The sequence below is a fragment of the Sphingomonas trueperi genome, from assembly GCF_040545665.1.
Lineage (GTDB): Bacteria > Pseudomonadota > Alphaproteobacteria > Sphingomonadales > Sphingomonadaceae > Sphingomonas > Sphingomonas trueperi_B.
Map to the genome: position 1 here is coordinate 373,212 of NZ_JBEPMH010000002.1, position 24,714 is coordinate 397,925.

Here is a 24,714-nt window from a genome sequence, read left to right on the forward strand (position 1 = left end):
GCGTTCGCAAGACCCTCCGGCAGCATCGCCTCAGACGCAAAACGCCGGCTGGAAGCGGGGGCTTCCAGCCGGCGCGTGCGACCCTCTCGGGGGGTAACGGATTGGTGTTACTCGGCAGCCTCAGCCGGCGCCGCGTCCTTGTAGGCCAGCACCGGCTTGCGCGCGGCGAGCGTCTCGTCGAGGCGGCGGCGCGGGGCGAAATGCGGGGCGCTCTTCAGCGCCGCCTCGCCCTGCTTGGCCTTCATCGCGACATTGCGGAACGCGCCGATGAACTGGTCGAGCGCCGCCTTGCTCTCGGTCTCGGTCGGCTCGACCAGCATCGCGCCGTGGACGACCAGCGGGAAATACACCGTCATCGGGTGATAGCCCTCGTCGATCAGCCCCTTGGCGATGTCGATGGTCGAGAAGCCCTCGGGCAGGCCCTTGTCGCTGAAGATCGCCTCATGCATGCACGGCCCGGTCTTGGCGAAGGGCGCGTCGAGCACGTCCTCCATCGAACGCAGCACATAGTTCGCGTTCAGCACCGAATCCTCGGCGACCTGGCGCAGGCCGTCGGCGCCGTGGCTGAGGATATAGGTCAGCGCGCGGGTGAACATGCCCATCTGGCCGTGGAACGCGGTCATGCGGCCGAAGGTGCCGGCATGATGCTCCTCGGCATTCTCTTCCTCGACGATGCGATAGCCGCTTTCGGTCTTCTCGACGAAGGGCAGCGGCGCATAGGGCGCCAGCGCCGCCGACAGCACCACCGGACCCGAACCCGGGCCGCCGCCGCCATGCGGGGTGGAGAAGGTCTTGTGCAGGTTGATGTGCATCGCATCGACGCCGAGGTCGCCCGGGCGCACCCGGCCGACGATCGCGTTGAAGTTGGCACCGTCGCAATAGACATAGCCGCCCGCGGCGTGGACCGCGTCGGAAATGTCCTTGAGGTCCGGCTCAAACAGCCCGCAGGTGTTCGGGTTGGTGATCATCACGCCGGCAATGTCCGGCCCCAGCCGCGCCTTGAGCGCCGCCACGTCGACCCGGCCTTCGGGCGTCGCGGGGATGTCCTCCACCGCGAAGCCGGCGAAGGCGGCCGTCGCCGGGTTGGTGCCGTGCGCGCTCTCCGGCACCAGCATGATGCGGCGCGACGTCTCACCCTTGGCGTCGAGCGCGGCGCGGATCGCCAGCACGCCGCAGAGTTCGCCGTGCGCGCCGGCCTTGGGGCTCATCGCCACCGCCTGCATGCCGGTGAGCGTGATCAGCCAGTGCGCGAGCTGGTCGATCGCCTCCAGCGCGCCCTGCACGGTATCGACCGGCTGCAGCGGGTGGATGTCGGCGAAGCCCGGCAGGCGCGCCATCCGCTCGTTGAGCCGCGGATTATGCTTCATCGTGCAGCTGCCCAGCGGGAACAGGCCGAGGTCGATGGCATAGTTCTGGCGGCTGAGGCGGGTATAGTGGCGCACCGTCTCCGGCTCGGACAGGCCCGGCAGGCCGATCGGCTTGCTCCGCTCCATGCCGACGAGGCGCGACTTGCCCGCGGGGGCCTCGCCGAAATCGACGCCGGTGGTGTCGGTGGAGCCGATCTCGAAGATCAGCGCCTCTTCCAGCATCAGCGCGCGGTTGCCGGTGAAGGTGGCGGCGTCGCTTTCGCCGGCCTGCGGCGTGGTGGGGCGCCAGCCCGACTGGTTGATCGTGCTCATGCCAGCACCTCCTCGAGTGCGGAGGCAAGCGTCTCGACGTCCTCCTCCGTGGTGGTTTCGGTGACCGCGACGACGAGGCCGTTCTGGAGTTCCTCGACGCCCGGATAGAGGCGGCCCAGCGACACGCCGGCCAGGATGCCCTTGTCGGCCAGCTGGCGGACGACGGGGCGCGCTTCCTTCGACAGCTTCAGCGTGAACTCGTTGAAGAACCGGTCGGTGACCAGCTCCACCCCGTCCACTTCCGCAAGGCGATCGGCGGCGGCGCTGGCGCCGACATGGTTGAGCTCGGCGAGCTGGCGCAGGCCCTTCTCGCCCAGCAGCGTCATGTGCACCGACATGGCGAGCGCGCACAGCACCGAGCTGGTGCAGATGTTCGACGTCGCCTTTTCGCGGCGGATATGCTGCTCGCGGGTGGAGAGCGTCAACACGAAGCCGCGCTTGCCGCTGGCATCCACCGTTTCGCCACACAGGCGGCCCGGCATCTGGCGAACCAGCTTTTCCGAGCAGGCGAACAGGCCGACATAGGGGCCGCCGAACTGCAGGCCGACGCCGAGCGACTGGCCCTCGCCGACGACGATGTCCGCGCCCATCTCGCCCGGCGCCCGAATCGCGCCCAGCGCCACCGGCTCGGTGACGACGGCGATCAGCAGCGCCTTTTTGGCGTGGCAGGCCTCCGCGAGTGCCGACATGTCCTCGATGCGGCCGAGAATGTCGGGATACTGGACGACGACGCACGAGGTGTCCGCGTCGATCGCGTTGATCAGGTCGAGCGTGTCGGGCTCGGGGCTCAGCGTCGGCACGCCGGTGACGAGCTGGTCGCCGGTGAAGCGCGCCATCGTCTTGGCGACCGAGACATAATGCGGGTGCAGGCCGCCCGAGAGGATTGCCTTGCCGCGCTTGGTGACGCGGCGCGCCATCGAGATCGCTTCCCAGCACGCGGTCGAGCCGTCGTACATCGAGGCGTTGGCGACGTCGCAGCCCAGCAGCCGGGCGATCTGGCTCTGGAACTCGAACATCATCTGCAGCGTGCCCTGCGCGATTTCCGGCTGGTAGGGCGTGTAGGCGGTCAGGAACTCGCCGCGCTGGATGAGGTGATCGACCGAGGCCGGCACATGGTGGCGATAGGCCCCTGCCCCCAGGAAGAACGGCGCTTCGCCCGCGGCGATGTTCTTGCGGGCGAGCGCGGTCATGTGGCGTTCGACCGCGAGTTCCGATGCGTGCATCGGCAGGCCGGCGATCGGCCCGCTGAGGCGGGCGCTTTCGGGCACGTCGACGAACAGGTCGTCGATCGACTGGGCGCCGATCGTGCCAAGCATTGCCTGACGGTCGGCCGGGGTAAGGGGCAGGTAGCGCATCATGGTTCCTTCTTCCCGGGCTCCCGGTGTTGGGAGAGGCGGGCAAGGGGCTGAAATGGCGTCAGGAAGGATTGGCCGAGAGCCCGCCCTTCCTCAAATATCCCCCTTCTTAAGCCCCTCCCCTTCAGGGGAGGGGTTGGGGGGTGGGGCCGGCGGCGGCGGGGGCTCGATGCCCCCGGCGGCGCCTTACGCTTGGAGGTCGGGACGCTCGCTTCGCTCGCGCCCCACCCCACCCCTCCCCTGAAGGGGAGGGGCTAAGTCACGTCACAGCTTGGCGACGAACGCCTGGTACTTGGCCTCGTTCATCAGGCCGTCCAGCTCGCTCTCGTCGCTGAGCGTCATCTTGAAGAACCAGCCTTCGCCTTCCGGATCCTCGTTCACCAGCGCGGGATTGTCGGCGAGGTCGCTGTTGCCCTCGACGACGGTGCCCGACACCGGCGCGTACACGTCCGAAGCCGCCTTGACGCTTTCCACGACCGCGGCATCGTCGCCCTTGCTCAGTTCCTTGCCCTCGTCGGGCACTTCGACGAACACGATGTCGCCGAGCTGGCTCTGGGCATATTCGGTGATGCCGACCGTCGCGACGTCGCCGTCGACTTCGATCCACTCATGGTCTTCGGTAAAATAACGGCTCATGTCACGCTCCCTTTCGGACATAGCGGTGGGGGACGAAGGGCATAGCCACAACCTCCGCGGAATGCTGCTTGCCCCGCTGGACAAGCGTAATCTTGGTGCCGGCCACTGCAAGCGCCGCGGGCACATAGGCCATCGCGATCGGCTTCTGCACGCTCGGCGCGAACCCGCCCGAGGTTACCTTGCCGACCTCGGCGCCGCTGGCATCGACCACGGCCGCGCCCTCGCGCACCGGCTGGCGGCCCTCGACGATCAGCCCGACGCGCTTCGTAGCACTTCCCTGCTCGCGCTCGGCGAGGATGCGCTCGGCACCGGCGAAGCCACCCTCTTCCCGGCGGCGCTTGGACAGCGCGAAGCCCAGATCGGCGGCGACCGGCGTGGTCTCCAGGTCGAGGTCATGGCCGTAGAGCGGCAGGCCCGCCTCCAGACGCAGCGAATCGCGCGCGCCCAGGCCGATCGGCTTGACTTCGGGCTGCGCGGTCAGCGCGTCGGCGAACGCCTCCGCCGCGTCGCCCGGCAGCGAGATCTCGTAGCCGTCCTCGCCGGTATAGCCCGAGCGGCTGACCCAGAGCGGGTTGCCGTTCCACTCGAACGCCGCGGCGGTCATGAACACCAGCTTCTCGACGCCGGGCAGCACGCGGGCGAGCGCGGTGACCGCCTCCGGCCCCTGCAGCGCCAGCAGCGCCTGGTCTTCGAGATGGTTGATCGTCACTTCGTCGGGCAGGAACTCGCGGAACACGCCGAGATCGTCCCACTTGGTAGCACCATTGACGACCATGTAGATCGTGCCGCCCTCGATCTCGAAGGCGTTGTCGGCGGGCAGGCGCGTCATCATCAGGTCGTCATGGATGCCGCCCTCTTCGCTGAGCAGCAGCGAATAGCGCATCCGGCCCTCGCCCAGACCCTTCACATCGCCCGGCAGCAGCTTTTCGAGGCCCGCATCGAAGTCGACGCCCGAGAAGAGCAGCTGGCCCATATGGCTGACGTCGAACAGCCCGGCATGCTCGCGCGTCCACAGATGCTCGGCCATGATGCCTTCATACTGGACCGGCATGGCATAGCCCGCGAACGGCACCATCCGGCCGCCGCGCGCGCGGTGCCAGGCGTCGAGCGGCAGCGTCTCGATCGGCAGGTCGGTGGCGGTGTCTTCGGCGGCTTCGCTCATCGGGGCACTCCGGGCATCAAGGGTTCAACGGCGCGCATGGAGCCGAGGCCCCCGCAACACCATCGCCCCCTCTGTCACGGAACCTGAGAGCTTTCGCACGGGTTTGGGCCCGGCTTACCCCTTCGGTGGAGCCCAGCCTCGAAGGCCGGCTCGCTTTCCAGAGTGTCGTGGCCTGCGCGGTCCTCGGTGCCTGAGAGATTCCGGGGCGGTTGCTCCTTCGGCGATCCGGCGAACCGGATTCTCTCCCGCGCATGCCCATGCCGGTCGCCCGGCATCGACGTGCCCGCCTTGGCGGCAGGGCTTGTCGGAGTCAATCGGGATTGAGGGTAAATCGTCTGGAGGACAGTCGGAATGCCCGCACCACAAACCGTCATCCCGGCGAAAGCCGGGATCCATTGGCGCTACGTTTCAGAAAGCGCCGCACCGGACAGGTGAATGGATCCCGGCTTTCGCCGGGATGACGTCTGTTAGGTCGGCGCGTGCCGTTACCGCGTCGCGTTGTACTTCAGCTGCTCGTCGGTCAGCTGGAAGCCGACCAGCGCCTCGAAGGTCGCCGAGAGCACCGAGCGGCGGATATTGGGATCGCTCAGCGGATCGGTCGCCGCCGACTCCGCGCCGGCCTTGCGCTTCTCGGTCAGGCGGCGGCGGACGTCGTCGGGCAGCGTCGCGGCGGCGTGCGAGACGCTGCTGGTCGCCTGGCCGACGGCGCTCGCGCGGAGCTGGCCCGCCTCGAAGTGCAGCGTGACATTGGCGATGCGCTTGGCCTCGACATTGGTGCCGCCACGCACGACCGTGAGGAAATAGGGCAGCACCACGTCGCGCGCCGGGCCGGCATCGCGGCGGCGCGCCAGCACGTCGAACTTGATGCCGGTCACCACCTGCGCGCCGGCATCGTCGCAGCTCGACTGGAGGTTGGTGATCGTCGCCACCACGTCGATCGCGGTCGCGTCGCGGCTGTCGGCCGGGTCGAACAGCGTCACGTCGCCGGTGCCGGCCGGGATCGCCACCGTCGGGCAGGCGGTGCGCACCGCGCTGATGCCGCCTTCGGTGATTTCGCCGGTGCGGGCGCAGCCGCCGGCGGCGAGCAGGATCAGGGCGGGAACGGTGAACTTGGCGACAGACAAGGGAGGGCAACCTTTCGAACCGAACAGCCGCCCCCCATCTCACACGGACCGGGGCCGGAACGGCGCGCACCATAGGAACCGCCTTCCGCCCGCGCAAGCAATCGCGTAGAGGCTCCACCCGATGGCAAACACCGAAAAGCGTCCCCTGGAGCTGCTGATCGCAGCGCCCCGCGGCTTCTGCGCCGGCGTCGACCGCGCGATCCGCATCGTCGAACTCGCGATCGAGAAATACGGTGCGCCGGTCTATGTCCGGCACGAGATCGTCCACAACAAGTTCGTCGTCGAGAATCTGCGCGCCAAGGGCGCCGTGTTCGTCGAGACGCTGGACCATGTGCCCGACGGCGTGCCGGTCGTCTTCTCCGCCCACGGCGTGCCCAAGGCGGTACCGCACAAGGCCGAGCAGCGCGGGCTTTCCTATCTCGACGCCACCTGCCCGCTGGTTTCCAAGGTCCATCGCCAGGCCGAGCGCCATGTCGCCGCCGGGCGCCACATCCTGTTCGTCGGCCATCACGGCCATCCGGAGGTGATCGGCACCTTCGGCCAGGTCCCCGAAGGATCGATGACGCTGGTCGAGACCGAAGCCGATGCCGAATCGGTGGTGGTGCCCGATCCCGAGAATCTCGCCTTCCTTACCCAGACCACACTGTCGGTGGACGATACCGCGGCGGTGCTCGGCATCCTCAAGCGCCGCTTCCCGACGATGCTCGCGCCGGGTGCCGACGACATCTGCTATGCCACCTCCAACCGCCAGGGCGCGGTGAAGGCGATCGCCGAGCAGGCCGAGCTGGTGCTGGTGATCGGCGCGCCCAATTCGTCCAACTCGCTGCGGCTGGTCGAGGTCGCCAAGCGCGGCGGCGCCCGGGCGGTGCTGATCCAGCGCGCCGCCGAGATCGACTTCGCCTGGTTCGACGGCGTGACCAAGGTCGGCATCAGCGCCGGCGCTTCCGCGCCCGAGGTGCTGGTGCGCGAGGTGGTCGAGCAGATCGGCACCCGGTTCGCGGTGACCGAGCGCGAAGTCGAGACGGTGGAGGAAAGCGTCGTGTTCAAGCTGCCGCGCGGGCTCGAGGCTGCGTAATGGCCGTCTACACGCAGGTTTCGGCCGAGGCGCTGTCCGCGTTTCTCGAGCGGTTCGACGTCGGTGAGCTCGTCTCCGCCAAGGGCATCGCCGAGGGGGTGGAGAACAGCAACTACCTCGTCGACACCACCAAGAGCCGCTTCATCCTGACGCTCTACGAGAAGCGTGTCGACCAGGGCGACCTGCCCTATTTCATGGCGCTGCTCGACCATTGCGCCGATCGCGGGCTGCCGGTGCCCCCGGCGGTGCCCGATCGCGACGGCACGCTGATCCACATGCTGGAGGGCCGCCCGGCCTGCCTGATCCAGTTCCTGTCGGGCGTCTCGGTCTCGCACCCTACCCCCGCACAGGCGCGTGCGGCGGCGGAGGCGATGGGCAAGATGCACAAGGCGGTCGCCGACTTCCCGCAGAATCGCCCCAATTCGATGGGCGTCGACACCTGGCGCCCGCTGTTCGAGCGCTGCGGCACCAGCCTCAACCAGATCGCGCCCGGCCTGTACGACGAGATCGGCAAGGCGCTGGACCGCGTCACCGCCGCCTGGCCGCGCGAGGGCTTCGAGCGCTGCGCGATCCATGCCGACCTGTTCCCGGACAATGTCCTGATGCTCGGCAACCGGGTGACCGGCCTGATCGACTTCTACTTCGCCTCCACCGATCTGCGGCTCTATGACCTCGCGGTGATGCACACCGCCTGGGCATTCGATTCCACGGGCGAGCGGTTCGATCCCTATGTCTCCGAGGCGCTGCTCCAGGGGTATGAAACCAGCTACAAGCTGTCGGAAAAGGAGCGCGCGATCCTGCCGCTGCTGGCGACCGGCGCCTGCATCCGCTTCACCCTGTCGCGCGCCTGGGACTGGCTCAACACGCCTGCCGACGCGCTGGTGACCCGCAAGGACCCGATGGCCTTCTGGCGCCGCGCGCACGTCTATGCCTCGGCACTGGCGGCGATCGCATGACCGCCGAACTCCAGCATGTCGAGATCGCGACCGACGGTGCGTGCAAGGGCAATCCCGGGCCGGGCGGCTGGGGCGCGCTGCTCCGCATGGGCGACGTCGAGAAGGAAATGTCCGGCGGCGAGGCGCACACCACCAACAACCGCATGGAGCTGATGGCCGCGATCGAGGGGCTGAAGGCGCTCAAGCGTCCCTGCCGGGTGACGCTCTCCACCGACAGCCGCTATGTGATGGACGGCCTCACCAAGTGGATCCATGGCTGGATGAAGAACGGCTGGCGCACCGCCGACAAGAAGCCGGTCAAGAACGCCGACCTCTGGCAGGAACTCCTCGCCGCCGCCAAGCCGCACCGGGTCGAGTGGAAATGGGTGAAGGGCCATGCCGGCCACCCGGACAACGAGCGGGCGGACAAGCTGGCCAGCGACGCGGCGATCGCGGCGCGGTAGCGGACGTGGCGGACGGGGGCACGTTCCCCCGCCCGCCCCGCCTCAGGCCTGCGCCTGCTGGAACCGCTGGCTGCCGAGCTTCCAGCGCACTTCCTCCTCGATGCCGCGACATCCCCATATGTGGAAGGTGTACGATGCCGCCGGGCGCGCACGCATCACCTGGTCGATCAGATAGCTGAGATAGATTTCGCTGCCGATCAGCCGGTTGCGGTTACGCACCAATACCAGATTGGGCGCCCAGGCCGGATTGGCGCCCATCTCTCTGCTGAGCGCCCAATAATCCTCGCTCGCGGTCGTCGTCCCGGTCTGCCAGTGCGACCCGACCAGCTTGCCCAGCGCAAGGTCCGGCGCCAGATGCTCGCTTCGCCGCGTCTGGGTCATGTGCCGGTAGTTATTGGCGATCGCGTCGGCGAAGAAGCCCACCGGACCTTCCATCATCGACAACGGCCTGCCGCCGCTGACGGCATAGTGAAGCGTGACCTGATCCGGGACGATGAACGTCTTGCCGGTAATCTGCGCCGAATGCGCCATCACCACAAAGTCGGTGGTATTTCCGCCGAGGCTATCGAGGAGCCAGCAATGCTGGCCGATCGCCGTCATGTTGGCCGGTTTGTTCCTCATGGCGATACCCTTCTTCGCGCCCTGTCAGGCTGGCTTGCCAGCCGGCTGTGGCGGGCGCGGGTATCAGAATTGGTTCGGAACGCGCGGCGTTGGCTACGATCGCAACCAAGCGGTGCTTGCGGTAGCGCGCCCGACAAGATGCTGGCCAAGCCCGCACGGCTTTGGCAGGCTTGGCGCACCGCGACACGCGGATCGACGATTTGGATAGGCTGGCCCATGCACCTTTATGCCGTTCTGCTGCTCCTCGCGCCGCCGCCGCAGCAGGCCGCGCCCGCCGCAGCCCAGGCCGAGCATGTCGCGATCCAGGCCAGCGACATCGACCGCAGCGCGACGTTCTACCACGAGGCGTTCGGCCTGCGCCTCATCCCCACCCCGCTCAAGAACCGCCGCTGGCTCGATCTCGGCCACGGCATGGCGCTGCACATCCTCGACGGCCGCACCACGCCCAAGCCGTCGAACCGCGACGAGCATCTCGCGCTCCATGTCGACGACCTCGCGAGGGTGACGGCGTGGCTGGACGCACACCATCTCCCCTGGACCAACTTCACCGGCGAGCCGCGCAAGATGCAGCTCCGCTTCGACGGCGTGCGGCAGATCTATGTGCAGGACCCCGACGGGTATTGGCTGGAGGTGGGGGACAGCCGGGGTGTCCCGGCAGGGTGAGGGGCGCGCTCACAATCATCATCACGTCGGCAGCACTCTGTACCTTGGAAGGTTGCAAGGCAGAAGCGCCGGAAATTTGCAGAAGCTCGCCACCTGAAGCTGCAGAGCATTATCAGCAATGGGCAAACGAACGGGCTAAGGCTGGCTGTAAAGACAGGCACGTATCAGACGCAACGGTCGCCCTGCCCGAATACCACCACAGCGTCTTGTGAAGCCCCGGAGCTAGCTCCCAATCCTCCCCCGCCAGGGGGAGGATATGCTAAGCCCGTCACGCCGTCGCCAGCGCGACCTCATACGCAGCCGTGGTCTTCGCCGCGACTTCCTCCGCGGTCACCCCCGGCGCCAGCTCGATCAGCCGGAAGGGCGAGCTGTGATCCACCCGCGAAAACACCGCGAGGTCGGTGATGATCATGTCCACCACATTCTTGCCCGTCAGCGGCAGCGTGCAGTCGGGGATGAACTTGGGGCTGCCGTCCTTGGCAGTATGCTCCATCACCACGATGATCTTCTTCACGCCCGCGACGAGGTCCATGGCGCCGCCCATGCCCTTGATCATCTTGCCCGGGATCATCCAGTTGGCGATGTCGCCTTCCTGGCTCACTTCCATCGCGCCGAGCACGGTCAGGTCGATATGGCCGCCGCGGATCATCGCGAAGCTGTCGGCCGAGCTGAAATAGACCGAGCTGGGCAGCTCGCTGATTGTCTGCTTGCCGGCGTTGATCAGGTCCGGATCCTCGTCGCCCTCCAGCGGGAACGGGCCGATGCCGAGCATGCCGTTCTCGGACTGGAGCGTGACCTCCACCCCCGCCGGAATGTGGTTCGCCACCAGCGTCGGGATGCCGATGCCCAGATTGACGTAGAAGCCGTCCTGCAGCTCCTTCGCGGCGCGCGCCGCCATGTCGTCGCGGGTCCAGGCCATCAGTGCTTCTCCTGCGAATCCGTCCAGCGCGTCGCCGGCGGGAAGGTTTGGTCATAGGTGGAACCGAGCCCGGTTCCGTAGACGGGGTTGGGCAGCACGAACCACCCGCGCCCCCAAAGCCCGACGAGCGCCGGGCTCTGCGCTGCTGCGCGTCGCTCGGGCGGATTGAGGGCGGCAAATCCGTCGCTGAAGTCGCCGAGTTGATCACCCACCATCGCCACCACGCACCAGCGCTGCGCGATCGCGTTGCGGCGGCCATCCTTGCCGGACTTGCCGTCGACATCACCCTTGAGGAACAGCGTCTCGCCATGCTTGGCCGGACCAAGCCCCGCGAAGGTCAGCGCCGCTTCGGTTTCGGCCGCGTTGGCCGCCGCGCGGTTGCTGTTGAAGATCACCGTGACGCCGATCACCCGCAGGGTCATGACCGCGTCGATCGCCCCGGGCACCGCCGCGACCTTCATCGCGCCAGTCTTCTCCCAACGATCCCAGCGGGACGCGTCATAGGGCGCCGAGCGTTGCGCGTCGTCGCCCTCGTAGCCGAGGTTCAGCAGCAGCGTCTCGTCAACGTCGAACACCACCGCAGGCGGCTTGTCGCCGCAAGAGCGGAAGCGGGGCGCCGCCAGCGTCGCACCCGGTTCGAGCACCGCGGATGTCCGCTTGCCCATGTTCTCCTTGGCCCACTCCACAACCGCGCCATAGGCCTGCACGCTCAGCGCTGCCGCCTCGCCTGAGCCGTAGAGATACTGCATCCCCGCCGGCACGCCGTTGGCGGCAGCAGGAGCGGGCGCGGGCGGCGCCTGCACCACGTGCGTGTCGACCACACAGCCCGACAGCGCCAGTCCTGACGCAGCCAGCAGCAGCAGCCCGTCCCGGATCATGCCGCCTCGCGCGGACGGACGGTGCGGAACTCGATCTTCTTGTCGTAGGGCGCGCCGACGACCAGCCGCTTCACATAGATGCCCGGCAGGTGGATCTGGTCGGGGTCGAGGCTGCCGACCGGCACCACTTCCTCCACCTCGGCGATGCAGAGGTGGCTGGCGGTGGCCATCGGCTGGTTGAAGTTGCGCGCGGTCTTGCGGAAGATGAGATTCCCCGCCTCGTCGGCCTTCCAGCCCTTGATGATCGAGATGTCGGCGCGGATGCCGCGCTCGAGGATATATTCCTCGCCGTCGAAGACCTTCACTTCCTTGCCCTCGGCAACCTTCGTGCCGACGCCGGTCTTGGTGTAGAAGCCGGGGATGCCCGCGCCCCCCGCCCGGCAGCGCTCGGCAAGCGTGCCCTGCGGACAGAATTCCACCTCCAGCTCGCCGGAGAGGTACTGGCGCTCGAACTCCTTGTTCTCGCCGACGTACGAGGAGATCATCTTCTTCACCTGGCGGCTGCGCAGCAGCTTGCCCAGGCCCTCATTGTCGATGCCGGCATTGTTCGAGGCGATGGTGAGGTCCTTGACGCCCGCGGCCTGGATCGCGTCGATCAGCCGCTCGGGAATCCCGCACAGGCCGAAACCGCCCGCGCAGATCATCATCCCGTCGAACAGCAGCCCTTCCAGCGCCGCGTTCGCGTTGGGGTAGAGCTTGTCCATCGACGATTCCCTCCGAATGTTTGGGGTGGCGATAATACCCCCGAGGCAACCGGGTCAAGCGAACCTGAACCGAGTTTCAACTTGTCGTGGTTGCCCTTACGGAAGGGCCAACTGTTGCATCTGCGCAACATACCAAGGTGTAACGTACTCGTCATATTGCGCCCGCGATCGGAGTGCCTATTTGGGGCGTCTGGATGGCCATCCGGTAAAACCAAGTAACAAGTCCAAAGGTATCTGAATCATGCGTATTTTCGCAGTGACGGCGCTCGCCCTCATGGCCTCCGCAACCCCCGCCCTCGCGCAGGACGCGACCTTCCAGGGCCCGCGCATCGAAGCAGTCGGCGGCTGGGACAACATCAAGTCGGATGGCGTGAGCGCGTCGGGCTTCGTCTATGGCGGTGCAGCGGGCTATGACCTGCAGCGCGGCAACGTCGTGTTCGGCGTCGATGGTGAAATCACCGGCACCACCACCAAGAAGACCATCGGCGCAGTGCAGGTGAAGGGCGGCCGCGATTTCTACGCCGGCGCTCGCATCGGCTACGTCGTCGCCCCGGCAACCCTGCTGTACGGCAAGGTCGGCTATGACAACAGCCGCGTGATCCTGCGCTCGGGCAATCTGCGCGATGCCGACAACCTGGACGGCATCCGTCTGGGCGCCGGCGTGGAGCACACCTTCGGCCACTATTACGGCAAGGTCGAGTATCGCTACACCAACGCGTCGCAGGACGTGGTGCGCCACCAGGTGCTGGCCGGCATCGGCTACCGCTTCTGAGCGATCCGGAATCGGCGGCGCGCCCCCGCGCCGCGATTTCCAGAAAACCCCGCATCGGCAACGATGCGGGGTTTTTCGTTTGCAGGAAATATCCTAGCCCTCGGGCAACCGACTGCCATTTCCTACAGTTGGCGCGATCGATATACTTCCCCCCGTCCAGTAGGAGTCGCACCCCGTGTGCGCCCTATCCATGTTGTTCATGCCTTGGGGGGAGCCGAACATGGCACAATTCGATGCAGTCGCGTGGTTTCAACTTCTAACCTTGGGTGGATTGGCCGGCGCGATGGGCCAGGCGATCCGCGTGATCGTGGGCATGAAGAAGCTCAACGATCAGGCCTCCAACACCAACACCTCCCTGGCCGCGATGATCGTGCCGACGCAGCTCGTCGTCTCGCTGCTGATCGGCTTCATCGCCGGGGCGCTCGCCAGCAGCCAGCTGATCAGCGACCTTGCCCATATCTCGTCGCAGCAGATCTTCGCGCTTTCCGCCGCCGGCTATGCGGGCGCGGACTTCATCGAAGGCTTCATGACGCGGATCACACCCAGCCTGCCCGCGCCGCCCCCCACGCCCACGCCTGCACCCACGCCCGCCGCCGCAGCACCGCTCGCCGAATTGCCGGCAAGCGCCGACGGAGCGGTCGGCTGATGGCCGCCGGGATCACCCCGGTGACCGGCACGGTGCGCACCACCACGCTGGTCAACCTCCGCCACGGCGCGCCGCGCATCAGCGCCCCGGTGGTCGGCAAGCTCGCCGCCGGCACCGTCGTTGCCGTCACCAGCGTGGCGGTGGGCGACTCGGTGCAGGGCAACGCGCTGTGGTACGGCACGACCGACCAGAATTTCCTATGGAGCGGCGGCTGCGACGCGCTGCAGACCGGGGCGGCAGGCACCATCGGCGGCAGCGCCGTGCGCCCCAGGATTCCGATGGTGGTCGACGTCTATCACCGCAGCATCGTCCGCGATCTGGCCGTCGCCAGGGCGGCCGGCGTGCAGGGCATCATCCACAAGGCAACCACCGGCACCAGTGGCCGCGACGAGCTGTATGACGATCGCCGGATCGCCGCACGAAAGGCCGGCCTGCTGTGGGGGGCCTATCACTGGGGCACGGCGCTGCCCCCGGCCCAGCAGGTCGAAAACTTCCTCGGCTGGTCAAAGCCCGACGACAGGACGCTGGTAGCGCTCGATTACGAGCCGAGCCCGAACAACCAGATGACGCTGGAGGGCGCGCGCGAATTCCTGGAGCGCATCCAGGAAAGGCTGGGGCGCCGCGCGGTGCTCTATTCGGGACACCTGATCAAGGAGGAGCTGGGCACCCGGATCGATCCCTTCTTCGGCGCGCACCGGCTGTGGCTGGCGCAATATAGCGCGACGGCATCGGTGCAGCCGAGCTGGAAATCCTACTGGCTGTGGCAATATTCGGACGGTGCCGCGACCGTTCCGGGCATTCCGGGCGACGGCGCCGGCCATGTCGACCAGAATTACTATGACGGTCCCGCCGAGCAGCTCGCCGCGGAATGGGCCAGCTGACCGCTCGACTTTCCGCCCCCGGCGCGCCTAGCATGCGGGATGACCGCAAAACGCACCGGGGGCAGGATCCTCGTCGACAATCTGGTGGCGCAGGGCTGCGACCGGATCTTCCACGTACCGGGCGAGAGCTTCCTCGCCGTGCTCGATGCGCTCCATGACGAACCGAGCATCGATCTCGTCACCTGCCGCCAGGAAGGCGGCGCCGCGTTCATGGCCTGTGCCGACGGCGCGATGACCGGGCGGCCGGGCGTGTGCTTCGTCACCCGCGGCCCCGGCGCCACCAATGCCAGCATCGGCGTGCATGTCGCGATGCAGGATTCGCAGCCGATGCTGCTGTTCATCGGCGATGTCGATCGCGGCATGCGCGACCGCGAGGGCTTCCAGGAAGTCGACCTGCCGGCGATGTTCGCCCCGCTCGCCAAATGGGCGACGCGGATCGAGGACGCGCGGCGAATCCCCGAATATGTCGCGCGCGCCTGGAACGTCGCCACCTCGGGCCGGCCGGGGCCGGTGGTGATCGCGCTGCCCGAGGACATGCTGCTGGACGTGGTGGAAGCGGTCGACCGCCCCGCCATCGCCGAGCCGATCCAGGCGGCCGACGCCTTCGATCTCGACCAGCTCTACGACCTGCTCCGCGCGGCTGAGCGCCCGATCGCGATCGTCGGCGGGGGCGGCTGGGATTCGGATACGGCGGAGGATTTCGCCCGCTTCGCCGAGTCGATCGACCTGCCGGTCGCCTGCGCCTTCCGGCGGCAGGATGCGATCGACAATGGCTCGCCGGTGTGGGCGGGCAATCTCGGCTATGGCCCGAACCCCAAGCTGGTCGCGCGGATCAAGGCGGCGGACCTGCTGCTGGTGGTCGGTGCGCGGCTGGGCGAGGCGACGACCGACGGCTACAGCCTGATCACCCCCGAGCATCCGGGGCAAACGCTGGTCCATGTTCATCCGGACCCGAGCGAATTCCACCGCGTCTACCGCGTCGACCTGCCGATCTGCGCGCGGCCCTTCGAGTTCGCGGTCGCCGCCTCGGCCACGGCGGAAGCGGCCAACCTCCCCCGCTTCGATGGCGCCGCCGCGCATGCCGAGTGGCTGGAATGGTCGACGCCCAAGCCGCGCGCAGGCGTGGCGCTCGATCTCGGCCCTTGCGTCGCGGCGATGCGCGAGCAGCTGCCGGCCGATACGATCATCTGCAACGGCGCGGGCAATTTCTCCGGCTGGTGGCACCGCTACTGGCCCTACACCGCGCAGCCGAGCCAGCTCGCGCCCACCGCGGGCGCGATGGGGTACGGCGTACCCGCGGCGGTGGCGGCGGCGCTGCGCTTCCCCGATCGCCGAGTCGTTGCGGTCGCGGGCGACGGCGATTTCCTGATGAACGGGCAGGAACTCGCCACCGCCGTCCAGCACGACGCGGACCTGCTGGTGATCGTGGTCGACAACGGCGCCTATGGCACGATCCGCATGCACCAGGAGCGCGAGTTTCCGGAACGTCTCTCGGGCACGCAGCTGCGCAACCCCGATTTCGCCGCGCTGGCTCGCGCATTCGGCGGCTGGGCGATCACCGTGGAAACTACGGAAGCCTTCGGCTCCGCACTGGCGCTGGCCCTGGCTCAGCCGGGGCTCAAGTTGTTGCATTGCAAGACGGATGTCGAAGTGATCAGCCCGGCGACAACGATCGCGAAGCTGCGAAATCGCTGAACGGATAGGAACCCGTTAACCGCCTTGATTCTAGAATTGTCCGCATGGGACAGCAGACGAAAGAGCGGTGGAAGACGGCGCATCTCGGCAAGCGGGGAGACCGCGTGCGTCTGGGAGGGCGGCAACTCTGGCAGTGCGAGTGGCGCTGGATCAACAAGAACACCGTTCGCCTGCCCCACCCGCTGCACACCGACCAGATGTTCTCGTTCATGATCTGCGAGGTCGGCCCCGCCTCGGCGCCGGTGCGCTTCGCCGCGGCGCAGGTCGAGCCGGAGATGTGGGCGTTCTACGTGCCGGATTGAGGGGCGGCCAAGCGCCAAACCTTACGGCGGGGTCGAGCGGTGCACCATCAGCTATGGGCCGCCCTTAGATCGTCATCCCGGCGAAAGCCGGGATCCATTTGGGTCGCCGTTTAGGCTCCTGCTGACACCGAGAGGCGAATGGATCCCGGCTTTCGCCGGGATGACGCGCGGCGTGAGGGCACTCCTCCAAGCAGAAGCCAGAACGAAAACGGGCCGAACCTTTCGGTACGGCCCGTCCGTTTGTCCGGTCTCTCAGGCGACTCAGATGTCGTCGCCGAGCGCACCCTTGATCTTGCCGCCGAGCTGCTGGGCCTTGCCCTTGGCTTCCTGCGCGGCGCCGTCGGCCTTGGTGTCCGGGTTGTCGCTGTGCTGCTTCACCTTGCCGGCCAGCTCGTTGAGATTGCCTTTGATCTTGTCGGTCAGCTCGCCCATGATCGATACTCCTGGCTAAGGTCGGGTGCCACACGACACGGCACCTGCGACTTGCCGGAAATAACGTATGTCGAGCAGGACCGTTCCCGATCAGCTGCGCGTGACTTCGCCCAGAAACGCCTTGGTCGCGCGCCAGGCGTCCAGCGCGCCGTCCGGATTCTTGGTCCGCAGCAGCGTCGACGACCCGTGCACCCCGCCCAGCTTGGGTACGAACTGCGTCTTCTGCGTCGAGGGCGACGCAGCGAGGATCTCGCGCGCGGCATCCTCCTCCTTGCCGTCCTGCGCCGAAGTGACGAAGATCGGCGCGGTGACCTGCTTGGCCGCACGCGCAACCGCGCCCTTGTCGTCAAGATATTCGCCCGGCGAGAAGGCGAGCAGCGCCTTCACCTGCCCCTTGTGCTCGGCGGCGAGCGGGAAGATCAGCGCGGCCGAATAGCTGCTGCCCCAGAGGATGATCGGCAACTTCTGCTGCTGGCCCCAGGCGAAGGCGGCCTCGAGGTCCTTCTTCGCATCGGCATAGCTCGCCGAATGGCCGAGCATCTTCACCGTCTCGTTCACGCCGAACAACGTGCCGCCGGCGCGCTGGTCGATCCTGAGCGACGAATAGCCCGCCTGCGCCAGCTGAGGCGCGAGCAGCGCATATTCGTCCTTGCCCGATTCGGCCTGGTGGAACAGCAGCAGCAGCGCCTTGGGCTTGGCCGCCTTGGTATAGACGCCCGCGATCTTCACCCCGTCGGCGGCGCGCAGCGTCACCGGCTCGGCCGAGATCGGCCCCTGATTCTCCATCGGATCGCTCTGCGGCCGCGGGTGACAGCCCGCGACTCCGATCAATGCCAGCGCCGCCAGCGCCGCGCGCATCAGATCAGCCCTGCCAGCGGGCTCGACGGATCGGCATAGCGCCGCTTCGCCATCCGCCCGGCGCGATAGGAAAGCCGCCCGGCCTCCACCGCCGCCTTCATCGCCGCCGCCATCAGGATGGGGTCCTTGGCCTCGGCGATCGCGGTGTTCATCAGCACGCCGTCGCAGCCCAGCTCCATCGCCACCGCCGCGTCCGAGGCCGAGCCGACGCCAGCATCGACCAGCACCGGCACCTTGGCGCCCTCGACGATCAGCCGGATCGTCACCTGGTTCTGGATGCCGAGGCCGGAGCCGATCGGCGCGCCCAGCGGCATGATCGCGACCGCGCCCGCATCCTCCAGCCGCTTGGCGGCGATGGGATCGTCGACGCAGTAGACCATCGGCTTGAAGCCTTCCTTGGCCAACACCTCGGTGGCGCGCAGCGTCTCGACCATGTCCGGGTAGAGCGTCCGCGCCTCGCCCAGCACTTCCAGCTTCACCAGCTCCCAGCCGCCCGCCTCGCGCGCCAGCCGCAGCGTGCGGATCGCCGAATCGGCATCGAAGCAGCCCGCGGTGTTGGGCAGATAGGTGATCTTCTTCGGGTCGATATAGTCGGTGAGCATCGGCGCCTTGGGGTCGCTGACGTTCACCCGGCGGACCGCCACGGTGACGATCTCGGCGCCCGAGGCCGCGACGGCCGCGGCATTCTGCTCGAAATCCTTGTACTTGCCGGTGCCGACGATCAGCCGCGAGCGGAAGGTCTTGCCCGCCACCGTCCAGCTATCGTCGACGAGCGGTGCGGCATGGTCGCCACCGCCCACGAAATGCACGATCTCCAGCTCGTCACCGTCCTCGACGATGACGTCGTTCAGCGTCGAGCGCGGCACCACCTCCAGGTTGCGTTCCACCGCCACCTTCTCGGGCACCAGCCCCAGCTCGCTCGCGAGCTGGGCGAGGGTAAGCCCGGCGGTGATGCGCTTGTGTTCGCCATTGACGCGGATGGAGACGGTGCCGTCGCTGTGCATGAAGAGCCTTGGATTTGATCGGAGACGCCGGCTCATATAGGGAGGACCGCATCCTGCCCGCAACCGAAAGGCGCCTGCATTGGCCGATACGATCTTCGTCTTGAATGGTCCCAACCTCAATCTGCTGGGGCTCCGCGAGCCGGAAATCTATGGGTCGGACACGCTGGACGACATTGCCGGCATGCTGGAGGATCGCGCCCGCGAGCTGGGGCTCGAGATCGAGGTCCGCCAGTCCAACCATGAGGGCCATCTGATCGACTGGCTGCACGAAGCCCAGGCCGATGGTGCGCGCGCCGTCCTACTAAATCCGGGAGGGTACACGCACACCTCGGTCGCGCTACACGATGCGATCAAAAGCATCAGCACGCCGGTGATCGAAGTGCATCTCTCCAATCCCCACGCCCGCGAATCCTTCCGCCACACGAGCCTCGTCGCCCGTGCCGCGAAGGGCACAGTGGCCGGGTTTGGTGCAACCTCCTATATGCTCGCGCTTGAAGCCGCCGCGCGTCTCTGACAGAGGGCGCCGTTTCATCTGTAGAATTTCAAAGAAGGGTCGTATGGCCGAAGAAACCAAGTCGGGTGCAATGATGGTCGACATCGAACTGGTCCGCCAGCTCGCTGCCGTGCTCGATGACACCCAGCTCACCGAGATCGAAGTCGAGGACGGCGAACGCCGCGTCCGCGTCGCCCGCAAGGTGACCGCAGCGCCCGCAGCGGTGCAATATGCCGCGCCCGCCGCGCCGATGCTCGCCGCCACGCCGGCCGCAGCTGCTCCGGCCGAGATCGTCGCCGCGCCGCAGCCGGCCGCCAATGCGGTCAAGTCGCCGATGGTCGGCACCGCGTACCTTAAGCCGAATCCCGAGGCGAAGACCTTCGTCACGGTCGGCCAGCAGGTCGCCGCCGGCGACACGCTGCTGATCATCGAGGCGATGAAGGTGATGAACCCGATCCATGCCCCCAGCGCCGGCACGGTCAAGGCGATCCTGGTCGAGAACGGCCAGCCGGTCGAGTTCGACCAGCCGCTCGTCGTGGTCGAGTAACGGAACGGCCATGCCCGAGATCAAGAAGCTGCTGATCGCCAATCGCGGCGAGATCGCGCTGCGCATCCACCGCGCGTGCCACGAAATGGGCATCAAGACGGTGGCGGTGCACTCCACCGCCGATTCCGACGCGATGCATGTGCGTCTGGCGGACGAGGCGATCTGCATCGGCCCGCCGGCCGCGGCGGAGAGCTATCTCAACATCCCGAACATCATCTCGGCCGCCGAGATCTCGGGCGCGGATGCGATCCACCCGGGCTATGGCTTCCTCTCGGAGAACGCCCAGTTCGCCGAGATCGTCGAGGCGCACGGGCTGATCTTCGTCGGCCCCAAGCCCGAACATATTCGCACCATGGGCGACAAGATCGAGGCGAAGCGCACCGCCGGCGCGCTCGGCCTGCCGCTGGTGCCGGGCTCGGACGGCCCGATCAGCGACCTCGAAGAGGCCAAGGCGATTGCCGCCAAGGCCGGCTATCCGGTGATCATCAAGGCGGCTTCGGGCGGCGGCGGTCGCGGCATGAAGGTGTGCACCAGCGAGGATCAGCTCGAGACGCTGATGCAGCAGGCGGGCAGTGAGGCGAAGGCCGCGTTCGGCGACGCCACCGTCTACCTGGAAAAGTATCTCGGCAACCCGCGCCACATCGAGTTCCAGGTGTTCGGCGACGGCAACGGCAACGCGATCCATCTCGGCGAGCGTGACTGCTCGCTCCAGCGCCGCCACCAGAAGGTGCTCGAAGAGGCCCTCTCGCCGGTGATCACGCCCGAAGAGCGCGCGCACATGGGCGGCATCGTCGCCAAGGCGATGTCCGACATGGGCTATCGCGGCGCGGGCACGATCGAGTTCCTGTGGGAAAATGGCGAGTTCTACTTCATCGAGATGAACACCCGCCTCCAGGTCGAGCATCCGGTGACCGAGATGATCACCGGCATGGACCTGGTCCGCGAGCAGATCCGCGTCGCCGAAGGCCACGGCCTGTCGGTGCGCCAGGAGGACATCGAGTTCCGCGGCCACGCGATCGAATGCCGCATCAACGCCGAGGATCCGCGGACCTTCGCGCCCTCGCCGGGCACGATCACCCACTTCCACGCGCCGGGCGGCATGCATGTCCGCGTCGATAGCGGCATCTATTCGGGCTACCGGATCCCGCCTTACTATGATTCCATGATCGCCAAGCTGATCGTCTATGGCCGCACCCGCGAGGGCTGCATCCTGCGACTGAAGCGGGCGCTCGAGGAGTTCGTGGTCGACGGCATCAAGACGACGATCCCGCTCCACCAGGCACTGCTCGACGATCCCGAGTTCCTGAAGGGCGACTATACGATCAAGTGGCTCGAGGAGTGGCTCGCCAAGCAGGACGAGGCCGCCGCGGCGTGAAGGCCACGATCTACCACAACCCGCGCTGCTCCAAGTCGCGCGAGGCGCTGGCGATCCTCAAGGACGCCGGCGCCGAGGTGGAGGTGATCGAGTATCTGAAGACGCCGCCGAGCCGCGCGACGCTGGCGGATCTCTACCAGCGCGCGGGCATGACCGCGCGCGAGGGCCTGCGCATCGCCGAAGACGCCGCCAAGCCGCTCAAGGGCGCGGACGACGAGACGATCCTCGACGCGATGGCGGCCAACCCGATCCTGATCGAACGCCCGCTGGTGGTAACCGAGCGCGGCGTGCGGCTGGGAAGGCCGCCCGAGAAGGTGCGGGAAATCCTGTAACGGAGCATCTTCTCGCCGGAACGAGAAGATTTCCCGCCACCAACAGCCGTCATCCCGGCGAAAGCCGGGATCCATTGGGGTCGCCGTATCGGCTCCTGCCTAGAGCGAATGGCGAATGGATCCCGGCTTCCGCCGGGATGACAAGCATTGCCTCAGCCCCGCACCCCCGCCGCGATCGTCTCGCGCCACGGCGTGGTCGGCCGACCGATCAGCCCGGACAGCGTCTTCGACTCCTCGAACAGCGCGCCGTCGGCGACCCGCGCATCGCTGTCCGCGAGGATCGCCGCGAACGGGCCCGGCAGCCCCGCGCCTTCCAGCGCCTTGGCGTACTCGGCCTGCGGCAGGTCCTGATACGCGACCGGCTTGCCCGACGCCTCCGCCAGCGCCGCGGCAAGCTCGGCATGGGTGAAGCCGGTGTCGCCCGCCAGCTCGAACGTCCCCGCCTGCCCACGTACCAGCACCACCGCCGCCGCCTCGGCATAGTCCGCGCGCGCCGCGCCCGAGACCAGCCCGTCGCCCGCGCTGCCGATCAGCACGCCGTGTTCGATCGCCGGACCGGCGCTCATCAGGTAATTCTCGGTGTACCAGCCGTTGCGCAGCAGCGCGGCGGGAATGCCGCTCGCGGCGAGCAAATCCTCGGTCGCCTTGTGCTCGACCGCCATCTGCATCGGCGAGGTCTGCGCGCGCAGCAGGCTGGTATAGGCGATCAGCTGCACCCCCGCCGCCCTGGCCGCATCGATCACTGCCCGATGCTGGGGCACGCGGCTGCCGATGGCGTTGCCGGAAATGAGCAGCAGCCGGGTCACGCCCGCCAGCCCCGGCGCCAGCGTCTCCGGCGCATCATAGTCGAACGCGCGCACGGTCACGCCCTTGGCGGCGAGGTCGGCGACGCTGTCGGGATTGCGCACGAGCGCGACGATCTCGCCGGGCGCGACCTTCGCCAGCAGCGATTCGACGACAAGGCGGCCCAGCTGGCCCGAAGCTCCGGTAACGGCGTACATGGCAGTTCCTTCCGATCGTGGATTGACCAGCGCGATGTAACACCCCACTTACGAATCGTAAGTACGCACATAAAGGTAAGTATCAAAAAATGTCGGACGAGACGCCCCGCACCCTGGCCGCGATGATGGCGCGCGGCGACGTGTTCGTCCCCGATTGCCCGTCGCGCGCGGTGCTCAAGCGGATCACCAGCAGCTGGGGCCTGCTCGTGCTGGTGGCGCTCCGCGACGGCACGCGGCGCTTCAGCGAGCTTCGCCGCCGAGTGAACGGGGTGAGCGAACGCATGCTCGCCCAGACGCTCCAGCAGCTCGAGGCGCACCAGCTGGTCACGCGTCGCAGCCTGCCGGTGGTGCCGCCGCATGTCGAATACAGCCTCACCCCGCTGGGCGAGCAGGCCGCGGCGAAGGTCGAGGATCTGGTCGAGTGGATCCAGGCCAACATCGCCGCGCTGATGCCGGCGGAGGCGGAGGCGGCCGAGTAACCTTGAGCCGTCATCCCGGCGAAAGCCGGGATCCATTGGGGTCTCCGTTCCGGCGCTTGCTGAAGCCGAGAGGCGACTGGATCCCGGCTTTCGCCGGGATGACGAACGGAGGGGGGGGCCCAATGTCCTCCACCACAGCCGCCCGCACCCGCTTACGGCGCCCGCAACCAGCCCTCCCCTCCCCCGCAGTGTACCTCGCCGCGCGCGCATGGCATGGCACCGCCCCATGATCGCCGCCATCGCCACCCTGCTCCTCTGCCAGCTGCTCGGCGAGGGGATCCACCTCGTCACCGGCCTGCCGCTGCCGGGGGCCGTCATCGGCATGTTCCTGCTGCTCGGCTGGCTGCTGCTCCGCCCCGGCGAGCGGCCCACGCTGGTGCAGGTCTCCGCTTGGCTGACCGCGCATCTCTCGGTGATGTTCGTCCCCGCCGCGGTCGGGCTGATCGAGGAGGGGCCGGTGCTGGCCAGGAACGGCGTGGCGATCGTCGTCGCCACGCTCGCCTCGACGCTGCTGACGATGGTGGTCACCGCGCTGGTCTTTCGCTGGGCCCTCGCGCGCACGGAGCCGATGGCATGACCGGGGCGTGGCACACGCTCCAGGGCACGCCGCTGCTCTGGCTGGCGGTGACGCTGCTGGTGTTCGAGGGCGCCGATCGCCTGTCGAAGCGCAGCAATCGCCACCCGCTCTGCCATCCGGTGCTGCTAGCGACGCCGGTGCTGATCGCTATCCTGCTGGCGACCCGCACCCCCTACCCCGTCTATGCGCAGAACACCGCGATGCTCGGCTTCCTGCTCGGCCCGGCGACGGTCGGCCTGGCGGTGCCGCTGTGGCGCAACCGCGCGCTGGTCCGCCGCGCCGCCGGACCGCTGCTGCTCGCGCTGTTCGCCGGATCGCTGACCGCGATCGTGAGCGTCACCGGTATCGTCTGGGCCTTCGGGGGCAGCGCCCAGATTCTCGCGACCGTCGCGCCCCGCTCGGTGACGACTCCCGTGGCGATGGCGCTGGCGCAGCAGCTGGGCGGCATCCCGGCGCTGGCGGCGGTGGTGGTGCTGATCGCCGGCGTGTTCGGCGCGATGATCGCGACGCCGCTGCTCGACGCGCTGCGAATCCGGGATTATCGCGTGCGGGGGTTCGCCGCGGGGGTCGCCGCGCACGGCTTCGGCACCGCCCGCGCCTTCCAGGTGGACGAGCTCGGCGGCACCTTCGCCGGCATCGGCATGGCGCTCAACGCCGCGATGACCGCACTGCTGCTGACGCTGTGGGCGGTGCTGTAGCCGCTATTCGTCGGTCACGTCCTGCTTGGTGCCGTAGAGCCGCACCGGGCGGCCGTTCTCGAACTCCACATCGGCGGTGAGCCGCATCTTGCGCAGGGCGCCGTCACGACGGCGGATCGCCACGTCGATGGTGAAGCTGGCGCCCTCCGCCACCGCGCGATCCCGCACCGCGCGCAGCAGCGCCTGCGACTCCGGGGTGTACATCGCGACCACCTCGTCGCGGGTCAGCGGCGCGCCGCGCGGAATGCCGAACAGATCATAGACGCCCGGCGACCAGCGCAGCCCGTTCGTCGCGAGATCGCACTCCCAGGCGGCGGGCAGCGGGATCAACGGATCGCCGGCGCGCAGTCCCGTGCCGAGGAGAGGCTGGATGAGCATGCCAAACGTTAGCATGCGCAGGGTTAACG

Annotated in this window: 30 protein-coding genes and 1 riboswitch; of the genes, 16 read left to right on the forward strand and 14 right to left on the reverse strand. The window is 67.8% G+C overall.

Translation table 11 applies throughout. The features are described from left to right. Nucleotides 1–107: 107 nt before the first annotated feature. The 5 genes from gcvPB to ABIC65_RS09025 form a co-directional block, all read right to left on the reverse strand. Entirely contained in the window at nucleotides 108–1,679 is a 1,572-nt protein-coding gene (gcvPB, locus tag ABIC65_RS09005) for an aminomethyl-transferring glycine dehydrogenase subunit GcvPB (RefSeq protein WP_354308189.1), read from the reverse strand. Then, complete coding sequence (gene gcvPA, locus ABIC65_RS09010; protein WP_354308608.1) at nucleotides 1,676–3,034, reverse strand: aminomethyl-transferring glycine dehydrogenase subunit GcvPA; 1,359 nt, start codon at nucleotides 3,032–3,034, stop codon at nucleotides 1,676–1,678. Before gcvPA ends, gcvPB begins: the two co-directional genes overlap by 4 nt. Nucleotides 3,035–3,298: 264 nt before the next feature. Then, nucleotides 3,299–3,670 carry a glycine cleavage system protein GcvH gene (gcvH, locus tag ABIC65_RS09015; RefSeq protein WP_354308190.1) on the reverse strand — a complete coding sequence of 124 codons (372 nt, stop codon included), beginning with the start codon at nucleotides 3,668–3,670 and terminating at the stop codon, nucleotides 3,299–3,301. Nucleotide 3,671: 1 nt separating this feature from the next. Continuing rightward, on the reverse strand, nucleotides 3,672–4,832 hold the full coding sequence (gcvT, locus tag ABIC65_RS09020; protein WP_354308191.1) for a glycine cleavage system aminomethyltransferase GcvT: 1,161 nt from the start codon (nucleotides 4,830–4,832) through the stop codon (nucleotides 3,672–3,674). Between the two features lie 167 nt (nucleotides 4,833–4,999). Next, nucleotides 5,000–5,090, reverse strand: a riboswitch (glycine riboswitch). A 227-nt stretch (nucleotides 5,091–5,317) separates the two neighbouring features. After that, nucleotides 5,318–5,956: a hypothetical protein gene (locus ABIC65_RS09025; RefSeq protein WP_354308192.1), complete on the reverse strand. Its 639-nt coding sequence runs from the start codon at nucleotides 5,954–5,956 to the stop codon at nucleotides 5,318–5,320. Between the two features lie 121 nt (nucleotides 5,957–6,077). Here ABIC65_RS09025 and ispH point away from each other — a divergent pair, with 121 nt between their 5' ends. Genes ispH through rnhA form a run of 3 tightly spaced genes read left to right on the forward strand, consistent with a single transcriptional unit; the run spans nucleotide 6,078 to nucleotide 8,430 of the window. After that, entirely contained in the window at nucleotides 6,078–7,031 is a 954-nt protein-coding gene (ispH, locus tag ABIC65_RS09030; RefSeq protein WP_354308193.1) for a 4-hydroxy-3-methylbut-2-enyl diphosphate reductase, read from the forward strand. Then, the gene (gene thrB / locus ABIC65_RS09035; protein WP_354308194.1) at nucleotides 7,031–7,987 is read left to right on the forward strand and encodes a homoserine kinase; all 957 of its coding nucleotides are present in this window, start codon (nucleotides 7,031–7,033) and stop codon (nucleotides 7,985–7,987) included. Before ispH ends, thrB begins: the two co-directional genes overlap by 1 nt. Continuing rightward, a complete protein-coding gene (gene rnhA / locus ABIC65_RS09040) occupies nucleotides 7,984–8,430 on the forward strand; it encodes a ribonuclease HI (RefSeq protein WP_064309903.1) in 447 nt (148 codons plus the stop codon). The genes thrB and rnhA overlap by 4 nt, the downstream gene beginning before the upstream one ends. A gap of 42 nt (nucleotides 8,431–8,472) precedes the next feature. On the opposite strand, the gene ABIC65_RS09045 is transcribed toward rnhA, so the two are convergent. Continuing rightward, entirely contained in the window at nucleotides 8,473–9,051 is a 579-nt protein-coding gene (locus ABIC65_RS09045) for a hypothetical protein (RefSeq protein WP_354308196.1), read from the reverse strand. A 216-nt stretch (nucleotides 9,052–9,267) separates the two neighbouring features. Between ABIC65_RS09045 and ABIC65_RS09050 the strand changes: the two genes are divergently transcribed. Beyond that, nucleotides 9,268–9,714 carry a VOC family protein gene (locus ABIC65_RS09050; protein ID WP_354308197.1) on the forward strand — a complete coding sequence of 149 codons (447 nt, stop codon included), beginning with the start codon at nucleotides 9,268–9,270 and terminating at the stop codon, nucleotides 9,712–9,714. Between the two features lie 268 nt (nucleotides 9,715–9,982). Here the strand turns inward: ABIC65_RS09050 and ABIC65_RS09055 are convergent, their stop codons facing one another. Genes ABIC65_RS09055 through ABIC65_RS09065 form a run of 3 tightly spaced genes read right to left on the reverse strand, consistent with a single transcriptional unit; the run spans nucleotide 9,983 to nucleotide 12,215 of the window. Further along, nucleotides 9,983–10,633: a CoA transferase subunit B gene (locus ABIC65_RS09055; RefSeq protein WP_354308198.1), complete on the reverse strand. Its 651-nt coding sequence runs from the start codon at nucleotides 10,631–10,633 to the stop codon at nucleotides 9,983–9,985. Continuing rightward, nucleotides 10,633–11,511 (reverse strand): HAD family acid phosphatase, encoded by an 879-nt coding sequence (locus ABIC65_RS09060; protein WP_354308199.1) that lies wholly within the window; start codon nucleotides 11,509–11,511, stop codon nucleotides 10,633–10,635. Before ABIC65_RS09060 ends, ABIC65_RS09055 begins: the two co-directional genes overlap by 1 nt. Continuing rightward, on the reverse strand, nucleotides 11,508–12,215 hold the full coding sequence (locus ABIC65_RS09065) for a CoA transferase subunit A (RefSeq protein ID WP_354308200.1): 708 nt from the start codon (nucleotides 12,213–12,215) through the stop codon (nucleotides 11,508–11,510). Before ABIC65_RS09065 ends, ABIC65_RS09060 begins: the two co-directional genes overlap by 4 nt. Before the next feature lie 241 nt (nucleotides 12,216–12,456). Between ABIC65_RS09065 and ABIC65_RS09070 the strand changes: the two genes are divergently transcribed. The 5 genes from ABIC65_RS09070 (at nucleotide 12,457) to ABIC65_RS09090 (ending at nucleotide 16,511) form a co-directional block, all read left to right on the forward strand. After that, on the forward strand, nucleotides 12,457–12,987 hold the full coding sequence (locus tag ABIC65_RS09070; protein ID WP_354308202.1) for an outer membrane protein: 531 nt from the start codon (nucleotides 12,457–12,459) through the stop codon (nucleotides 12,985–12,987). A gap of 220 nt (nucleotides 12,988–13,207) precedes the next feature. Further along, the gene (locus tag ABIC65_RS09075; RefSeq protein ID WP_354308203.1) at nucleotides 13,208–13,633 is read left to right on the forward strand and encodes a hypothetical protein; all 426 of its coding nucleotides are present in this window, start codon (nucleotides 13,208–13,210) and stop codon (nucleotides 13,631–13,633) included. Beyond that, nucleotides 13,633–14,514, forward strand: coding sequence for a glycoside hydrolase family 25 protein (locus tag ABIC65_RS09080; protein WP_354308204.1), 882 nt, complete (start codon nucleotides 13,633–13,635; stop codon nucleotides 14,512–14,514). The genes ABIC65_RS09075 and ABIC65_RS09080 overlap by 1 nt, the downstream gene beginning before the upstream one ends. A gap of 39 nt (nucleotides 14,515–14,553) precedes the next feature. Beyond that, nucleotides 14,554–16,209 carry a thiamine pyrophosphate-binding protein gene (locus tag ABIC65_RS09085; protein ID WP_354308206.1) on the forward strand — a complete coding sequence of 552 codons (1,656 nt, stop codon included), beginning with the start codon at nucleotides 14,554–14,556 and terminating at the stop codon, nucleotides 16,207–16,209. Nucleotides 16,210–16,253: 44 nt separating this feature from the next. Then, nucleotides 16,254–16,511 (forward strand): hypothetical protein, encoded by a 258-nt coding sequence (locus ABIC65_RS09090; protein WP_354308207.1) that lies wholly within the window; start codon nucleotides 16,254–16,256, stop codon nucleotides 16,509–16,511. A 261-nt stretch (nucleotides 16,512–16,772) separates the two neighbouring features. Here the strand turns inward: ABIC65_RS09090 and ABIC65_RS09095 are convergent, their stop codons facing one another. The 3 genes from ABIC65_RS09095 to thiS form a co-directional block, all read right to left on the reverse strand. Continuing rightward, nucleotides 16,773–16,943, reverse strand: a complete 171-nt coding sequence (locus tag ABIC65_RS09095) for a CsbD family protein (protein ID WP_354308208.1) — start codon at nucleotides 16,941–16,943, stop codon at nucleotides 16,773–16,775. 90 nt (nucleotides 16,944–17,033) lie between these two features. After that, nucleotides 17,034–17,801 carry an alpha/beta hydrolase gene (locus tag ABIC65_RS09100; protein WP_354308210.1) on the reverse strand — a complete coding sequence of 256 codons (768 nt, stop codon included), beginning with the start codon at nucleotides 17,799–17,801 and terminating at the stop codon, nucleotides 17,034–17,036. Continuing rightward, on the reverse strand, nucleotides 17,801–18,805 hold the full coding sequence (gene thiS / locus ABIC65_RS09105) for a sulfur carrier protein ThiS (protein WP_354308211.1): 1,005 nt from the start codon (nucleotides 18,803–18,805) through the stop codon (nucleotides 17,801–17,803). The genes ABIC65_RS09100 and thiS overlap by 1 nt, the downstream gene beginning before the upstream one ends. A gap of 79 nt (nucleotides 18,806–18,884) precedes the next feature. Between thiS and aroQ the strand changes: the two genes are divergently transcribed. From aroQ to arsC, 4 genes are read left to right on the forward strand one after another with little or no spacing between them, the layout of a single operon-like run. Further along, nucleotides 18,885–19,319, forward strand: coding sequence for a type II 3-dehydroquinate dehydratase (gene aroQ / locus ABIC65_RS09110; protein WP_354308212.1), 435 nt, complete (start codon nucleotides 18,885–18,887; stop codon nucleotides 19,317–19,319). Nucleotides 19,320–19,362: 43 nt separating this feature from the next. Then, nucleotides 19,363–19,845 carry an acetyl-CoA carboxylase biotin carboxyl carrier protein gene (gene accB / locus ABIC65_RS09115; protein WP_064309912.1) on the forward strand — a complete coding sequence of 161 codons (483 nt, stop codon included), beginning with the start codon at nucleotides 19,363–19,365 and terminating at the stop codon, nucleotides 19,843–19,845. Between the two features lie 10 nt (nucleotides 19,846–19,855). After that, the gene (accC, locus tag ABIC65_RS09120; protein WP_354308213.1) at nucleotides 19,856–21,220 is read left to right on the forward strand and encodes an acetyl-CoA carboxylase biotin carboxylase subunit; all 1,365 of its coding nucleotides are present in this window, start codon (nucleotides 19,856–19,858) and stop codon (nucleotides 21,218–21,220) included. After that, a complete protein-coding gene (gene arsC, locus ABIC65_RS09125; protein WP_354308214.1) occupies nucleotides 21,217–21,552 on the forward strand; it encodes an arsenate reductase (glutaredoxin) in 336 nt (111 codons plus the stop codon). The genes accC and arsC overlap by 4 nt, the downstream gene beginning before the upstream one ends. 152 nt (nucleotides 21,553–21,704) lie before the next feature. Here the strand turns inward: arsC and ABIC65_RS09130 are convergent, their stop codons facing one another. Beyond that, nucleotides 21,705–22,553 carry an SDR family oxidoreductase gene (locus tag ABIC65_RS09130; protein ID WP_354308216.1) on the reverse strand — a complete coding sequence of 283 codons (849 nt, stop codon included), beginning with the start codon at nucleotides 22,551–22,553 and terminating at the stop codon, nucleotides 21,705–21,707. 89 nt (nucleotides 22,554–22,642) lie between these two features. On the opposite strand from ABIC65_RS09130, the gene ABIC65_RS09135 reads away from it, so the two are divergent. The 3 genes from ABIC65_RS09135 to ABIC65_RS09145 all read left to right on the forward strand — a co-directional run bounded on the left by ABIC65_RS09135 (nucleotide 22,643) and on the right by ABIC65_RS09145 (nucleotide 24,307). Beyond that, a complete protein-coding gene (locus ABIC65_RS09135; protein WP_354308217.1) occupies nucleotides 22,643–23,032 on the forward strand; it encodes a winged helix-turn-helix transcriptional regulator in 390 nt (129 codons plus the stop codon). A gap of 226 nt (nucleotides 23,033–23,258) precedes the next feature. Beyond that, nucleotides 23,259–23,609: a CidA/LrgA family protein gene (locus tag ABIC65_RS09140; protein ID WP_354308218.1), complete on the forward strand. Its 351-nt coding sequence runs from the start codon at nucleotides 23,259–23,261 to the stop codon at nucleotides 23,607–23,609. Then, the gene (locus ABIC65_RS09145) at nucleotides 23,606–24,307 is read left to right on the forward strand and encodes an LrgB family protein (protein ID WP_354308219.1); all 702 of its coding nucleotides are present in this window, start codon (nucleotides 23,606–23,608) and stop codon (nucleotides 24,305–24,307) included. Before ABIC65_RS09140 ends, ABIC65_RS09145 begins: the two co-directional genes overlap by 4 nt. 3 nt (nucleotides 24,308–24,310) lie before the next feature. On the opposite strand, the gene ABIC65_RS09150 is transcribed toward ABIC65_RS09145, so the two are convergent. After that, entirely contained in the window at nucleotides 24,311–24,685 is a 375-nt protein-coding gene (locus ABIC65_RS09150; protein WP_354308220.1) for a PAS domain-containing protein, read from the reverse strand. Nucleotides 24,686–24,714: the final 29 nt, after the last annotated feature.